The organism is Blastococcus sp. TF02-8 (assembly GCF_003319175.1).
GTDB lineage: Bacteria > Actinomycetota > Actinomycetes > Mycobacteriales > Geodermatophilaceae > Blastococcus.
This window is the reverse complement of sequence record NZ_QOHK01000005.1, coordinates 121,598-134,765: the sequence shown is the minus strand read 5'-3', so window position 1 is coordinate 134,765 and position 13,168 is coordinate 121,598. Positions and strand designations below refer to the sequence as shown.

17 protein-coding genes are annotated in these 13,168 nt (G+C 73.4%); 2 read left to right on the top strand and 15 right to left on the bottom strand.

From position 1 onward, the window contains the following. Nucleotides 1-28: 28 nt before the first annotated feature. Nucleotides 29-796: a MerR family transcriptional regulator gene (locus tag DQ237_RS11780; RefSeq protein ID WP_205730179.1), complete on the top strand. Its 768-nt coding sequence runs from the start codon at nt 29-31 to the stop codon at nt 794-796. On the opposite strand, the gene DQ237_RS11775 is transcribed toward DQ237_RS11780, so the two are convergent. The 9 genes from DQ237_RS11775 to DQ237_RS11735 all read right to left on the bottom strand — a co-directional run bounded on the left by DQ237_RS11775 (nt 774) and on the right by DQ237_RS11735 (nt 7,519). Further along, complete coding sequence (locus DQ237_RS11775) at nt 774-992, bottom strand: hypothetical protein (RefSeq protein WP_113800326.1); 219 nt, start codon at nt 990-992, stop codon at nt 774-776. The genes DQ237_RS11780 and DQ237_RS11775 overlap by 23 nt on opposite strands. 45 nt (nt 993-1,037) lie before the next feature. Then, nucleotides 1,038-1,973 carry a siderophore-interacting protein gene (locus DQ237_RS11770; protein ID WP_113800325.1) on the bottom strand — a complete coding sequence of 312 codons (936 nt, stop codon included), beginning with the start codon at nt 1,971-1,973 and terminating at the stop codon, nt 1,038-1,040. A 169-nt stretch (nt 1,974-2,142) separates the two neighbouring features. After that, nucleotides 2,143-2,628 (bottom strand): bacterioferritin, encoded by a 486-nt coding sequence (gene bfr / locus DQ237_RS11765; RefSeq protein ID WP_113800324.1) that lies wholly within the window; start codon nt 2,626-2,628, stop codon nt 2,143-2,145. Then, a complete protein-coding gene (locus DQ237_RS11760) occupies nt 2,615-2,845 on the bottom strand; it encodes a bacterioferritin-associated ferredoxin (protein WP_113800323.1) in 231 nt (76 codons plus the stop codon). Before DQ237_RS11760 ends, bfr begins: the two co-directional genes overlap by 14 nt. 140 nt (nt 2,846-2,985) lie before the next feature. After that, on the bottom strand, nt 2,986-3,228 hold the full coding sequence (locus tag DQ237_RS11755; protein WP_113800322.1) for a hypothetical protein: 243 nt from the start codon (nt 3,226-3,228) through the stop codon (nt 2,986-2,988). Further along, the gene (locus DQ237_RS11750; protein WP_113800321.1) at nt 3,225-4,700 is read right to left on the bottom strand and encodes a glycosyltransferase family 2 protein; all 1,476 of its coding nucleotides are present in this window, start codon (nt 4,698-4,700) and stop codon (nt 3,225-3,227) included. Before DQ237_RS11750 ends, DQ237_RS11755 begins: the two co-directional genes overlap by 4 nt. Then, nucleotides 4,697-5,446, bottom strand: a complete 750-nt coding sequence (locus DQ237_RS11745; protein ID WP_113800320.1) for a histidinol-phosphatase — start codon at nt 5,444-5,446, stop codon at nt 4,697-4,699. Before DQ237_RS11745 ends, DQ237_RS11750 begins: the two co-directional genes overlap by 4 nt. Continuing rightward, entirely contained in the window at nt 5,443-6,432 is a 990-nt protein-coding gene (locus DQ237_RS11740) for an ATP-grasp domain-containing protein (RefSeq protein WP_113800319.1), read from the bottom strand. Before DQ237_RS11740 ends, DQ237_RS11745 begins: the two co-directional genes overlap by 4 nt. After that, on the bottom strand, nt 6,425-7,519 hold the full coding sequence (locus tag DQ237_RS11735) for a response regulator (protein WP_205730178.1): 1,095 nt from the start codon (nt 7,517-7,519) through the stop codon (nt 6,425-6,427). The genes DQ237_RS11740 and DQ237_RS11735 overlap by 8 nt, the downstream gene beginning before the upstream one ends. 250 nt (nt 7,520-7,769) lie before the next feature. On the opposite strand from DQ237_RS11735, the gene DQ237_RS11730 reads away from it, so the two are divergent. After that, nucleotides 7,770-8,477 (top strand): response regulator transcription factor, encoded by a 708-nt coding sequence (locus DQ237_RS11730; RefSeq protein WP_113800318.1) that lies wholly within the window; start codon nt 7,770-7,772, stop codon nt 8,475-8,477. 73 nt (nt 8,478-8,550) lie between these two features. Here DQ237_RS11730 and DQ237_RS11725 read toward each other — a convergent pair whose 3' ends face one another. The 6 genes from DQ237_RS11725 to DQ237_RS11700 all read right to left on the bottom strand — a co-directional run bounded on the left by DQ237_RS11725 (nt 8,551) and on the right by DQ237_RS11700 (nt 13,125). Further along, the gene (locus DQ237_RS11725; RefSeq protein ID WP_113800317.1) at nt 8,551-9,006 is read right to left on the bottom strand and encodes an Hpt domain-containing protein; all 456 of its coding nucleotides are present in this window, start codon (nt 9,004-9,006) and stop codon (nt 8,551-8,553) included. Next, on the bottom strand, nt 9,000-9,470 hold the full coding sequence (locus DQ237_RS11720) for a hypothetical protein (protein ID WP_113800316.1): 471 nt from the start codon (nt 9,468-9,470) through the stop codon (nt 9,000-9,002). The genes DQ237_RS11725 and DQ237_RS11720 overlap by 7 nt, the downstream gene beginning before the upstream one ends. Continuing rightward, nucleotides 9,467-10,096 (bottom strand): signal peptidase I, encoded by a 630-nt coding sequence (locus DQ237_RS11715; protein ID WP_113800315.1) that lies wholly within the window; start codon nt 10,094-10,096, stop codon nt 9,467-9,469. The genes DQ237_RS11720 and DQ237_RS11715 overlap by 4 nt, the downstream gene beginning before the upstream one ends. Nucleotides 10,097-10,128: 32 nt before the next feature. Further along, a complete protein-coding gene (locus DQ237_RS11710) occupies nt 10,129-10,719 on the bottom strand; it encodes a TasA family protein (RefSeq protein WP_166509590.1) in 591 nt (196 codons plus the stop codon). A gap of 223 nt (nt 10,720-10,942) precedes the next feature. Further along, the gene (locus tag DQ237_RS11705) at nt 10,943-12,718 is read right to left on the bottom strand and encodes a cell wall metabolism sensor histidine kinase WalK (protein ID WP_113800313.1); all 1,776 of its coding nucleotides are present in this window, start codon (nt 12,716-12,718) and stop codon (nt 10,943-10,945) included. Then, nucleotides 12,715-13,125 carry a response regulator transcription factor gene (locus tag DQ237_RS11700; protein WP_113800534.1) on the bottom strand — a complete coding sequence of 137 codons (411 nt, stop codon included), beginning with the start codon at nt 13,123-13,125 and terminating at the stop codon, nt 12,715-12,717. Before DQ237_RS11700 ends, DQ237_RS11705 begins: the two co-directional genes overlap by 4 nt. Between the last annotated feature and the right edge of the window lie 43 nt (nt 13,126-13,168).

Below are 13,168 nucleotides of genomic sequence, written 5' to 3'. Positions count from 1 at the left end.
GTGTGGTCACGACGGGAATGGAGAGCGCGTGAGTGCAGCACGGACCGACCCCGCCGGCGAGCCGACCGAACCCGAGCTGACCGTCGACGAGCTGGCCGCCCGGGTCGGCGTGACCGTGCGCAACGTGCGTGCCTACTCCGCCCGCGGGCTGCTGCCGCCGCCGCGCATGGTCGGCCGCACCGGGTACTACGGCCGCGAGCACGTCGCCCGGCTCCTGCTGGTCCGGGAGATGCTCGCCGAGGGCTACTCGCTGGCCATGATCGAACGCACGCTGGCGAGCGCGCCGCCCACGGCGAGCTCGGCGACCCTGGCGCTGCACCGCGCGCTGCTCGCGCCGTGGCTGCCCCCGGAACCGGAGGTGACGACCGGCGCCGAGCTCGCCGCGCGCGCCGGTGTCCCCGAGCAGCCGGAGGTGGTCGACCAGCTGATCGACCTGGGGCTGGTGGAGCGCCTCGACGACGGGCGACTGCGGATCCTCGACCCGGCGCTGCTGATGGCCGGCCTGCAGGTGGTGGAGCTGGGCGTCCCGCCCGCGGCGCTGATCGCGGCGCAGGCCCGGGTGAATGAGCACGTGCGGGAGATCGCGCGCACCTACGTCCAGATGTTCGTCGACACCGGGTGGGCCGACTTCGTGGCCGCCGGAGCGCCACGGGAGCGGCTGGACGAGATCCTGGCGACGGTCACCCGGTTGCAGCCGGTCGCGGCGCAGGCGATGCTCGCGGCCTTCCGCTCGGAGATGGCGACCGAGGTGGAGGTCGCGGTGGAGGCCGCGCTCAGTCAGCTCGAGGACGAGTAGGGGAGTCCTGCTCGGGGAGTGCCTCACGGGCGTGGGCCTCGCGGGTGGACTCCTCGGCCGCCTCACGGGCGCTGAGCCGACGGTCGCGGATCACCGCGCCGGCGACGAGGGCCACCAGGATGGCGGCAGGCACGAAGAAGCCGACGGTCCCGATGATGCTCAGGCCATCGGTCGCGAGCACGTCGTAGCCAGGCATTCCTCCATGTGACACCGGCCGCTGACACGGTGTCAAACGCAGGCGTCAGTCGGAGACGCGACCGGCGCGCCAGTAACCCATGAAGGCCACCGAACGGCGGTCGACGCCGACGTCGCGCACCAGGTGCCGCCGGAGGCCCTTGACCACGCCCGCCTCGCCGGCCAGCCAGGCGTAGACGCCGGAGGAGCCGCGCGCGGTGGTGTCGTCGGGCACCTCCCACAGGATCTCGGAGTCGACGTCGACGTCGGCGAGCTCGGCCGCGGGGGAGGGGGCGAGCCGGTCGCCGAGCTCGAGCACGGCGGCGACGACGGCCGCGGTGAGCAGCTGCCCGCGGGGTGCGGGGATGGTCGCTGCGGCCGGCTGCCGCGGGAGCCAGGTGATCTCGACGCCGCGCGGCGCGGCCACGTTCAGGACGTCGCCGGCCTCGGGCACCTCGAGCAGGACCCGCGCGTGCTGCCCCTCGGGCAGGGACTCGACGATGGCGCAGATCGCGGGCACCGCCGTCTCGTCACCGGCGAGCAGCAGGCAGGAGGCGTCCGCCGGAGGGTGCCACTCGAAGCCGCCGGTGGGCCCGGCGAACCGGGCGTTGGGTCCGACCAGCACGACCTCGTCGCCGACGACGGCCCGCTCGGCCCAGGCCGAGGCCGGTCCGGTGGCGCCGTGCAGGACGAAGTCGACGTCGACCTCGAGCAGCTCCGGCCGGGCGGCGCGCACGGTGTAGGTCCGGATCGGCATCTGCTGCTCCGGCGGGAGTGCGCGCCACGCGCCGTACCAGTCGTCGCCGGCCGGGCAGTCGACGATGCCGCGACCGGGCAGCGGGAGGAGCACCTTGATCCGCTGGTCGAAGCCGTTGGAGGCGAAGACGTCGAGCTCCGGGCCGGTGAAGGTGACCCGCAGGAAGCTCGGGCTCAGCCGCTGCACCTGCGCCACCTGGACCGGGAAGGTGCGGTAGGCGGGGACCTGCACGGTCTCGACGGTCACGCGGGCTCCCACTGCTCGGCAGGTGGACCGTCTTCCGACTTAGGCAAGCCTCACCTGGCTTCGCCGAGTCTTGCACACGACGACCGGTCCGGGCCAGGGGCCCGGGCGACCAGGACGACGAAGGCCCCCTCCCGGGTCGGGAGAGGGCCTTCGTCGTGGTGGGGTCAGCTCACGCGGGCGTCTCGGTCACGATCTGTGCCGCGAGGTACTGCGGGGCGCCGACCCGCTCGATGGCGGCGAGCTGGGCCTCGAACCAGTCGGCGTGCTTCTCCTCGTCGAGGACCATCTCCTCGAACACAGAGGCGGTGCCGTGGTCGCCGAGCTCGTGGCACTCCTTCGCGGACGCGTTGAACTGCGCGACGGCGGCCTTCTCGCTGTCGAGGGCGAGGACCAGCATCTCCTCGGCCGTCTCGCCCACGCGGATGGCGCCCAGGCGCTGCACGTTGGGGTGTCCGTCGAAGAGCAGCACGCGCTGGATGAGGGCGTCGGCGTCGCGCATCTCGTCGATGGAGAGGTCGTAGAAGACCTTGCCGAGCTTCGGCAGGCCCCACGCGTCCAGCATGCGCGCGTTCAGGAAGTACGTGTTGGTGACGGTGAGCTCGAAGGTCAACGCGTCGTTGAGCAGTTCGACCACACGGGGGCTAACGGGCTGCACCAGCGACTCCCAGTTCTCGCTCCGCCGGACGCTCGGTCGTGCGCTCGGCGCGGACCGGGCAATGCTTGCACACGAGCTCGCGCATGGAGTCCACGCAGTTGCCGCAGGTGCGGCCGGCGCCGGTGGCGCGGGCGACGTCGGCGATGCACCGCGCGCCGTTGGCGATGGCCTCGAGGATGTCGCGGTCGGTCACCACGCTGCAGTGGCACACGTACATGGAGCGGTCGCCTCACGTCGGGGCAGTGGTCGTGCCGCCCTCGCGGGCAACCAGCGCAGGTTAGCCTCTCCTAACCGTCTGGCGCCAGAACTGCAGGTGAGGGCCGCACCCCGTCGGGGTGCGGCCCTTCCCGTCAGCGCTCAGCCCAGCAGGAGGCTGCGCACCACGTACAGCGCGACCACGACGGCGATCGCCGCGGCCAGCCCGACGTAGAGCCGGCGCTCGCGCACCCGGTCGGCCTCCGTCTCGTCGGCCAGGGCCACCGGGTCCGACCACACCGGCGGCAGTCCGCCACAGCGGGCGAGCAGCTCCTCGGTGACCACCACCGGCGGCGAGATGCGGAACGGCTGTCCGGCTCCGACGAGCTGGTGGGTGGTGCTCATACGGTGACCCTCCCGGTCTTCTCGGTCTTGTCCCAGGTCATCGCGGCACCCCGGAACTCCTTCAGGTAGGCGTCCACGGTGATCGCGCACATCAGCGGACCGAAGCCCACCAGGTAGAGCGCCAGCGGCGTCAGCGGCCGGCCCCAGCGGGTGCCCTCCAGCTTCCGCACGCCGTAGGCCAGCGGGATGCACAGCACCAGCCAGCTGTAGACGAACAGCGTCCAGACCGTCTCGGTCGTCCCCGACATCGGGACCAGGCCGGGGAAGGCCGCCGTCACGAGCACGACGAAGGAGATCGCGCCCGGGAACAGCAGGGCCTCGCGCCAGACCTTGAAGCCGGTGCGCGGGTCCACCGAGATCGTGAGCGTGATCATGAAGACGAACGTCGCGATCGGGACGAAGACCGCGGCTCCGAAGATGTCCGACGCCAGCCGGCTGTCGAGCAGGTAGAGCCCGATCAGGCCGATCGAGGTCAGCAGCATCGCCACCGGCAGCAGCAGGATGGCGAACCAGAAGATGCCGAAGAAGAAACCGCCGAGCCCCGGGTGCACCGACCGCCGGAACCACAGGTGGCGGTACATCGAGGTGATCTGCACGTTGCCGCGCGCCCAGCGCAGGCGCTGCTTCCACAGCGCGTCGACCCCCGCGGGCTCCTCGGCCAGCACGCGGGCGTGCGGCTCGAACACGACCCGGCGCCCGGCGAGCTGGGTGCGGAAGGTCGTGACGGTGTCCTCGGCCAGCGACGAGGTGTCGATCTGGCCCCCGATGGCCTCGAGGTTCTCCCGGGAGTGCAGCTGCGCACCACCGGCCAGGCAGGCCATGGCGCCGGCGACGTTCTGGGCCCGTCGGGACGCGGCCTGCGCCGCGAGGTAGTCGAAGCCGATGAATCGCGTGATGCCCTGCGGGTCGCCGCTGCCCTCGCGGATGTAGGCGGTGACCGCACCGACCGTGGGGTCGGCGAGGTGCCGGGTCATCTTGCGCAGCGACGCCGGCTCGTAGATGACGTCGGCGTCCATGATCAGGAGCGCCTCCATCCAGTCCTCGGCGAGGATGTGCCGCAACCCGTGGTTCAGGGTGTGCGCCTTGCCCTCGCCGCCCTTCTCGCGGCGCAGGTGCACGACGCGACCGGGGAAGCGCTCGGCGCAGCGGGCGAGCACCTCGGGGGTGTCGTCGGTGCTGGCGTCGTCGACCACGTAGACGCGCAGGCGCTCCGGCGGGTAGTCCAGGCCCATCAGCCGCTCCACCGAGGTGGTGAGCACGGCGGCCTCGTTCCAGGCCGGCACCAGCACCGCCACGTTGGGCAGGTACGGCCCGGTCTCGCGGTAGTGGTTGCGCACCGCGTGCAGCGGGATCACCAGGAACTGCGCCAGGCCGGCGAGCACCGGGATCGCACCGACGACGACGAGCAGGAGCAGGAAGACGGTGAGCACCGTCGTCCCGGTCGAGGCGTCGGAGGGGAACAGGTCGGTCATCGGGTGCCCACCAGTCGGGTAGCGGAGGCGGCCTCGGCCACCCAGGAGTACCGGCCCACGGTCGTGGCCTCGTGGCTGTCGGTCGAGCCGACGAGGGTGACCCCCGCGGCAGCGAGCTGCAGGACCACGCGGGGCCCCGGGCAGCGCCACTTCTCGTTCACCTCGACGGTGGTCCCCGTGCGCACCGCCGCGTCGGCGATGGCGGCGACGTGCTCGTCGAGGAGCTCGCTCTCGTGCAGCCCGATCTTCGGCAGCAGCGAGAACAGGTGGGCGAGCTGGCCGCGGCCGGCCCGCTCCATCGCCCGGACGGTGGCGGTCACCAGGATGCTCAGCGCATCCTCGGCCGGCAGACCGGCGGCGAGCTCCTCCAGCGTGCGACGCGGGCTCCACGGCCCGTCCGGCCCGGGGAACTGGTGATCGGCGATGAGCACGCGGTCCACGCCGCCCGCCCCGACGACGAGGTCGTCGGGAACGTCGAGCCGGCCGGACGCGTCGAGGATCTTCGCCTCGACGCCGGTCAGCACCTCCAGGCCCTCGACGCGCGGCAGCGCCGAGATCTCGGCCAGGAAGCCGGGCACCCAGGTCGTCGTCGTGCGCACGTGGTCGACCATGCGGATGCTGGCCAGGCCCGTGTCCCGGGCGGCGACCAGGTTCTCCATCGGCGCGCTGACCGCGTCGTCGGACCAGGTCGAGTGCACGTGGTGGTCGGTGAGCAGCAGGTCCAGCTCACCCAGCGCCGTGGTCATCGTGCGTCCTCCTCGGAGACGACGTCGGCCAGGGGGACGAACACGTCCTCCAGGTACCGGACGACGGCGAGCTCGCGGAACGGCACCGAGGCCGGCAGCGGGCGCTCCAGCGCCAGGTCCAGCGCGAGCGACGGCATGTCGACACCCGCGGCCACGGTCAGCGGCATCGCCCCGGGGAAGCGGGGGTTCACCTCGAGCAGCGCCGGGCGGCCCTCGGCGTCGCGGCGGAGCTGGACGTTGGCCACGCCCACCAGCCCGACCGCGGCGGCCACCTGTCGTGCGGTCTCCTCGAGCTCGGGGTCGGCGACGGTGCTGCCGGCCACCGAGACGCCGGAGTCGACCCGCAGCCGGGACCGCGGGACGGCGGCGACGACGGTGCCGTCGGCGTCGGCCAGGGTGTCGACGGAGTACTCGTCCCCGGGCAGGTTGGCCTGCACCAGGATGTCCTCGTCGCTGCCCAGGGCACGGAGCGCGGCGGCGTCCTCCACCAGGTGCACGCCGCGGGAGCCGGCGCCACGGCGCGGCTTGACGATGACCGGGTAGTCCCAGCTGTCGGGGTCGGTCTCGCCCAGCAGCGCGGTGCGCGGGGTGCGGACGACGCCGGTGCAGCGCTGGGCCAGCGCGTACTTGTCCAGGCAGACCTCGAGGGTCTCCAGGCTCGGGGCGGCCAGCGTGGTGCCGACCGCCGCCAGGCGCTTGCGCTCGGCGGCGAGCCGGGGGAGCTCGACGTCGACGGTGGAGAAGAGGACGTCGACCCGCTCGCGCTCGCACAGCCCGACCAGGTGGTCGACGAACTCCTCGCTCAGGCCGGGGCGGACCAGGTGCCGCGCGCCGGCGTCGACGAGGTAGAGGCCGCTGGCGTAGCGGTCCATGTCGGCGGCCAGGAGCACGACGTCGTCGCGCCGGGCCAGCGAGCGCAGCACGGCGATGCCGGCCGGGCCGCCGGCGCCGGTGACGAGGACACGGGTGGGGGAGGAGTCAGACACCGAAGGGCTCCGTCGTGGTCGGGGAAGGGGTGGCCGAGGTGGGCAGGGAGGTCTGGAAGGCGGAGTCGCTCGTCGCGCCGACGACACCGCCGGCGTCGCGGACCACCTCGAGCGGCTCGCAGTAGCGGCCGCCGCTGCCGTAGCGCGACCAGTAGCGGGCGGTGGCGAGGACGAAGTCGTCCTCCAGGTAGGCCCGGATGCCGGCCTGCGAGCGGAAGCTCTTGAGCAGGTCGAGCTTCGTGCGGGTGAACCCGGTGATGTCCACGAAGCGGCTCGGCCGGAAGTCGATCGTCGCCGAGGGGCTCTGGAAGCAGGCGACGGTCGGCACCGAACGGGTCGCCACGCTCGCCGCCTGGTGCACGGCCCGGTGGTCCTGGTGCCGGTCGTTGGCCGAGTGCGTGTAGACGATCGTGGGCCGCACCTCGCTCACGACCCGCTCGATGATCGACATCGTCGGGTCCATCGGGCTGATGCGGGTGTCCTCGAGGTCCTCCAGGAACAGCCGGGCGCCGATGAGCTCGGCGGCGGCCAGCGACTCGTTCTGCCGGTCGTCGACCTCGCCGCCGCGGGCACCGCGGGACAGGGTGAGGATGACGACCTGGTCGCCGGCGGAGCGGTGCGCGGCGAGCGTGCCGCCGACCCCGATCTCGACGTCGTCCGGGTGCGCGCCGATGGCCAGCACGGTCTGCCGCTGCGGGGCGGCGGCGCGCTTGGCCTGGGCGGTCTCTGCCAACCGGCGGATGGTGGCCGCCAGGGTGTCCTTGGGCACGGGCTTGACGAGGAACTCGTCGGCCTGCCGGCGCAGGGCGTCCACGGCGTAGTCGACCGAGGCGTGCGCGGTCATCACCGCGACCGGCAGGTCGGGACGGGCCTGGCGCAGCCGGTCGAGGAACTCCAGCCCGGTCATGCCCGGCATCTCGATGTCGGTGATGGCCGCGTCGAACTCCACGCGGCCGGCCAGGGCCAGCGCCTCCAGCGGATCCGCGCACGTGGTCACGGTCATGCCGCCGCGCTGCAGCACGGTCCGCACGAAGAGTGCGGTGTCGGGGTCGTCGTCGACGACCAGGACGTGCAGAGCACCGTCCACGGTTCCGGCTCCCGTCGGTCGGGTCCCCCGGTCGGACCGGGAGGGGGACGGGCGTCCCCGCGGAAGGTGACGGCCGGAACCGGGCGGTCCATGAGCCGGGACACCGGATCTCACCCCTCCGGGTGGGGGAACCCGGCCGGGGGAACGAGCGCCCGCTCAAGCAGCGCGTTCGGTGTGCCGATCACCCGCTCAGGTGACGGAGGACCGCCGGTCCACCGCGCCGCTGGTCACAGCGTGAGGAGGAGACGTCATGCCCGAGCAGTCCGTGCTCGTGGTCGAGGACACCGAGGAGATCCGCGAGCTCGTGGTCACGGTGCTCGAGCGCGCCGGGTTCGCGGTGCGTGCCGTCGGCACCGGTGCCGAAGCGCTGGCGGAGGTCCGGCGGGACGCGCCCGACCTCATCGTGCTCGACCTGGGGCTGCCCGACGCCGACGGCACCGAGGTGTGCCGCCAGATCCGCGCCGAGACGCCCTGCTACGTCCTCATGCTGACCGCCCGCGCCGAGGAGGTCGACCTGCTGATCGGCCTGGCCGTGGGCGCCGACGGCTACATGGCCAAGCCCTTCTCGCCGCGCGAGCTCACCGCCCGCGTCCAGGCGATGCTGCGCTTCCCGCGCACGGCGGGGCCGGCCCCGGCAGCTGCCGCGGCGGAGGCCGACTCGGTCCGCCGGCTGGCCGAGCTCGAGGTGGACGAGGACAGCCGCGAGGTCCGGGTGGACGGCGAGGTCGTGGACCTCACCCGCACCGAGTTCGACCTGCTGGCGGCGCTCGCGTCCCGCCCCGGCCGGGTGCTGCAGCGGGAGACGCTGCTGCGCGAGGTCTGGCAGACCGACTGGGAGGGGAACCTGCGGCTGGTGGAGGCGCACATGTCCAACCTCCGCCGCAAGCTCGTCGCGGCCGGTCTCAGCTCGCCGGAGATCAAGACCGTCCGCGGCGTCGGCTACCGCCTCGTCGCCTGAGGACACCCAGAGCTGCCCCTGGACGGGGCGAACACGGACGAGCCCCCCGCTGGAGCGGGGGGCTCGTTCGCGTTCAGGCGCCGGCGAGGGCCTGCAGTTCCTGCACCCGCGAGTGGGCCAGGACGCCGCGCCGGGCGTCGGAGGCGATGGCCCGGCAGATCGAGGCGACCTCCGGGTGGCCGAGCTGGCCGCTGGTGCCCGCGAGCGTCGTGGCGGCCGACGCCACCCCCGGGGCGTCCCCGGCGACGGTGTGCGAGCTGATCGCGGAGAGCCGGGCCGGCAGGGCGTTCCGGTACATCTCCTGCAGCCGGTCCATCAGCTCGGCGTCCAGGTCGTCGTCGTGCAGGTCCGAGTCGTCGAGCTGCGCGGGCCCGACGACCGGGGGGAGTTCTGCCTGCGCGGCCGGCCCCGTGGTCCGGTCGCGCAGGAAGTCCAGGAGGGTGCCGGGGACCAGGACGGTGCGCACCGAGGCGGGGCGCTCCTCGGGGGTCTCCTCGACGGTGTCCGCGGAGTGCACCAGGGTCAGCACGGCGGCACCGCCGTCCGGGGCGACTCCGTCGTCCAGCCGTAGCTGGTGAGCGTGATGACCGAGACGCGGGGCTGGTAGTTGAGGTAGGACCGGTCGACCCGCTCGGTCATGGTGCGGTTGTAGGGGTCGGTCTCGCCCAGCACGATCGCCTGGCCGGTGTTCAGGTAGACCATCACGCGGTAGCCGGTGACACCCCGCGTGGTGGTGCTCGCCGACCAGGACATGCTGGCGTCGTACCAGTACTGCGTGGTGTAGACCGTGGTGTAGCCGTTCCAGTAGGACGACGTGGTCTGGGTGCAGGTGCCGCGGGTGGTGACGGTCGCGGGCGCGGCGACCGAGCCGGTGGCGACCGTGCTGCTGAGCACGACGCTGTCGGAGAAGGCGGCGGAGGCGGGGACGGCGACGCCGATGGCCACGGCCACGGTCAGGCCGGCCACGGTCAGCGCGCGGCGGATGCGGGTCATGCCTGCTCCTCGTTCTCGGTCCGGGCGGGGCGCCAGATGGTCATGAGCAGCCAACCGGCCAGCAGCAGCGGTGCCCCGTAGAGCAGCGCCTGGTTGACCACGGGGGTCCGCAGCAGCGACATCACGCTGCCCAGACCGGGGACGACCGCGCGGACCTGGTAGACGGTGTCGCCCTGCAGGCTGGCCGTCCAGGGGTCGATCGCGGTGTTCGCGTCGCCCTTGGTCCGGATCAGGACCTCGCCCTCTGCGCCGCGCTCCACCGAGACGACCCGGTGGGTCACGAGCGCGCCGTCCTCGATGGGCATGTGGTAGGTGAGGACCATGCCCTCGGTGACGTCCGAGACGTCGATCGGGGTGGCGATGGTCATGTCACCCGGCTCGATCTCGGGGGCCATGCTCGCGGTCAGCATGGTCAGGGTGCGGTAGCCGAACACGTGCGGTCCGACGGCCAGCAGAGCGAACACCAGGACCGCGACCGCCATGACTCCGCGGACCAGCCACGGGGCCGTGCGGCCCAGGATCTGGCGGGCCCGGCCGGCGCGGGCGCCGGTCGTGGAGCGCTCGTCCCCGGCCGGGGGCAGCTCGCTGGCTGCCCCCGGGCGACGGACGGGGAGGACGGTGGTCATGACGTGGTCTCCGAGAGCTCGTCGGTCCGCGATCAGCGGGCGGAGCCGGTGAGCTGGGTGCCGGTGAAGGTCATCTTCAGCGCGGCGCTCTGGCCCTGGAAGGAGTTGTCGGCGGTCGTGGGCAGCGTGACCGTGTAGGCGATGTAGTCGGTGCCGTTCGGGATGAGCGACGCGGCGCCGGCCAGGTCGTAGTTCGCGGTCAGCGCGCCCGAGCCGAGGACCTTCTCGCCGCTGGCGCAGCTGAAGGTGTTGCCGGACTGGGTCCAGGCCACGGGGCAGGACTTCAGGGCGAGGGTCAGGCCGTTGGTGAGCACGGCCGAGCCGGTGCCGGTGACGCTGACGGAGACCTTGCCGAGGGGCAGCTGGCCGTCGTTCTTGAGCGTGATGGCGCGGGTGATCGAGTCGCCCGGGACCAGGCCGGTGACGTTCAGGCCGAGGCTGCCCTGCTGCACGGCGTCGATGCCGAGCGTGCCGGTGCTGACGGTCGCGTTGTCGACCGGGGTCGCGCTGTCGCTGAAGGTACCGAAGGTGCCGAGGCCGGCGACGGCGGCAGCGGCGCCGATGACGCCGAGGGAGCCGACGACCTTGCGGGCGGTGGAGCCGGTGGTGGCGGTGCGGGTCATGTCCATCTCCTGTGTCCGTTGGTGCCACCGGCGTTCCGGCGACACCTAGGACTCTGGAGGCCCAACCGCAGGCCACCCGCCAGCGATCCGCAAGGAATCCGCAAGGAATCGGCGCGGAGTGCGCAGATCGGGCCGATTCCGCGGGATCCGGCCGACTTCCGGGGTCCTGGACGCACCGCGCCCCCCGTCCCGTGCGGGGCGGGGGGCGCGGTCGGGCGAGCCGTCACGAGACCGCGCCCACCGGCAGGGTCATGGTGAAGGTGGTGCCCTGGCCCTCGGCGCTGACCAGGTCCAGCGCGCCGCCGTGGGCGGTCGTGATGGCCTTGGTGATGGTCAGCCCCAGGCCGACGCCGGGGACGGCGTTGCGGCGGGCGGTCGAGGAGCGGAAGAACCGGGTGAACAGCTCGCCCTGCTCACCGGCGGGGATGCCCATGCCGGTGTCGGCGACCGACAGCAGGGCCACCGGCACCGTGCCGGGGCGCTCGTCGTCGGTGAGCGCCCCGTCCTCGCTCTGCCAGGAACGGCGCAGCGAGAGGCGCACCTGCCCGCCCGAGGGCGTGAACTTGACGGCGTTGGAGACGAGGTTGTCGCAGGCCTGCCCGAGGCGGACCGCGTCGCCGGAGACGACCAGGCCGTCGGCCGGCACGTCCACCACGATCTCCACGCCGGCGCCGGCTGCGGCCACGCGCGCGGTCTCCTCGGCGGCACGGACCACCGCGGCGAGGTCGACGTCGGCCGGTTGCAGGGTGAACCGGCCGCTCTCCACCTGCGCGGTGAAGAGCAGGTCGCCGACCAGGCGCAGCAGCCGCTGGGCGTTGCGCTCCACGGTCGACAGGTACTGGCGCTGCTCGTCGGTCAGCGGGGAGTCCTCGTCGTCCATGACGAGCTCGAGGTACCCGAGGATCGAGCTGAGCGGGGTGCGCAGCTCGTGGCTGATGAGGCTCACGAACTGGTCCTTCATGCGCTCGGTCGCCCGCGTCTCGGTCATGTCGGTGCCGACGAAGTTCCACCCCGCGTGCACGCCGCGGTCGTCGGCGCGGGGGGTGATGGCGACCGACACGGTCCGGGGGGTGCCGTCGGCGGCGACGTAGGTCCAGTCGCGGACGTCGCTGCCCTCCTGACGGGCGACGTGCACGAGGGCGTCCAGCGGCGAGGTCGACCCGGTGCTCGCGGCGGCTGCGGCGAGTTCCTCGGGGTCGTGGAACTCCAGGATCGACCGCTGCCGGACCACGTCCGGGCGCAGCAGCCCGAGCATCCGCTCGGCGCCGGGGTTCCAGACGCGGATCGTGCCGTCCCGGTCGGTGCCGATGATCGACTGCTGGGTGACCGCGTCGATGACGCTGGTCATGGTCTGGGCGCGCGCGGCGAGGATCCGCGAGGCGGTGTCGAGCTCGTCGGCACGGCTCTGCACCTGCTCCAGCAGGGCGGCCTGCTCGCGCTGCAGCCGGGCGATGTCCCGGGACTGAGTGGCCACGCGGCGGTAGTTCTCGTTGACCGCGAAGCTCCCGACGGCGGCCACCAGCGGGCCGAGCACGAGCGCCCCGCGCAGCGGGGTGGCCGCAGCGAAGGCCTCGCCCATGAGGTGCGGGACCAGCAGGACGACGGCCGTCCCACCCGCCGCGAGGGGGACCCCGGCGCGGGTGGGGTGCGAGGCGAGCACCCAGAGCGGGCTGAGCAGGAGGAACAGCACCGTCGCCGAGGCCGTGCCGGCGTACAGCAGGGCGATGGCCGCCAGGTGGGCGACGGGGACCGCCAGCCGCACCGCGGCCGGGGCGCGACGGACGCCCCAGGCAGTCGCGGTCGCCGCCACCGCCACGACGAGGCCGGCGCCCGCCGCGGCCGGTGCGGTGACCGGCACCCAGCCGGTCACCAGGAGCACGGCGGCCACGGAGAACATCACCGTGCACGGCAGCGGGCTCCGGACGGCGGCCTGCCAGACGGCGGGGTCGGTCAGGCGGCGTCGCGGAGCGGCCGGCCGGTCGAGAACGGCGAGGCTCATGCCGGCACCCCCGCGGTCAGCGAGCGCACCTGGTGCACGAGCCCGGCGATGGTGAAGGGCTTGGCCAGGTAGGCGTCCGCCCCCGCGGAGAGCCCGCGGGCCACCTCGTCGAGAGAGGCCCCGGCGGAGAGCAGCAGGATCCGGATCCCGGCGGTGGCCGGGTCCTCCCGCAGCGCGGTGCAGACCTCCAGGCCGGTGGCGCCGGGCATGGAGACGTCGAGCACCGCGAGGTCGGGCAGCTCGGCGCGCGCGGCGACGAGGGCCTCGGCGCCGTCGGGGACGGACCGCACGACGTCGCAGCCCGCCTTGCGGACGGCGAGGGTGACCAGGTCGCGGATGTCGTCCTCGTCATCGGCCACCAGGACGCGGAACCGCGCGTCGTCGGTGGAGTGCTGGGCCGGGTCCACGAGGGGCTCCCGTCGGTCGTGGCGCACGACCACGTCGGGCCGG

Excerpts from the sequence above, each read along its gene's own strand:
- DQ237_RS11775 (WP_113800326.1), bottom strand. The coding sequence starts at position 992 with ATGCCTGGCTACGACGTGCTCGCGACCGATGGCCTGAGCATCATCGGG.
- DQ237_RS11760 (WP_113800323.1), bottom strand. The coding sequence starts at position 2,845 with ATGTACGTGTGCCACTGCAGCGTGGTGACCGACCGCGACATCCTCGAG.
- DQ237_RS11755 (WP_113800322.1), bottom strand. The coding sequence starts at position 3,228 with ATGAGCACCACCCACCAGCTCGTCGGAGCCGGACAGCCGTTCCGCATC.
- DQ237_RS11750 (WP_113800321.1), bottom strand. The coding sequence starts at position 4,700 with ATGACCGACCTGTTCCCCTCCGACGCCTCGACCGGGACGACGGTGCTC.
- DQ237_RS11745 (WP_113800320.1), bottom strand. The coding sequence starts at position 5,446 with ATGACCACGGCGCTGGGTGAGCTGGACCTGCTGCTCACCGACCACCAC.
- DQ237_RS11730 (WP_113800318.1), top strand. The coding sequence starts at position 7,770 with ATGCCCGAGCAGTCCGTGCTCGTGGTCGAGGACACCGAGGAGATCCGC.
- DQ237_RS11720 (WP_113800316.1), bottom strand. The coding sequence starts at position 9,470 with ATGACCCGCATCCGCCGCGCGCTGACCGTGGCCGGCCTGACCGTGGCC.
- DQ237_RS11715 (WP_113800315.1), bottom strand. The coding sequence starts at position 10,096 with ATGACCACCGTCCTCCCCGTCCGTCGCCCGGGGGCAGCCAGCGAGCTG.
- DQ237_RS11710 (WP_166509590.1), bottom strand. The coding sequence starts at position 10,719 with ATGACCCGCACCGCCACCACCGGCTCCACCGCCCGCAAGGTCGTCGGC.
- DQ237_RS11705 (WP_113800313.1), bottom strand. The coding sequence starts at position 12,718 with ATGAGCCTCGCCGTTCTCGACCGGCCGGCCGCTCCGCGACGCCGCCTG.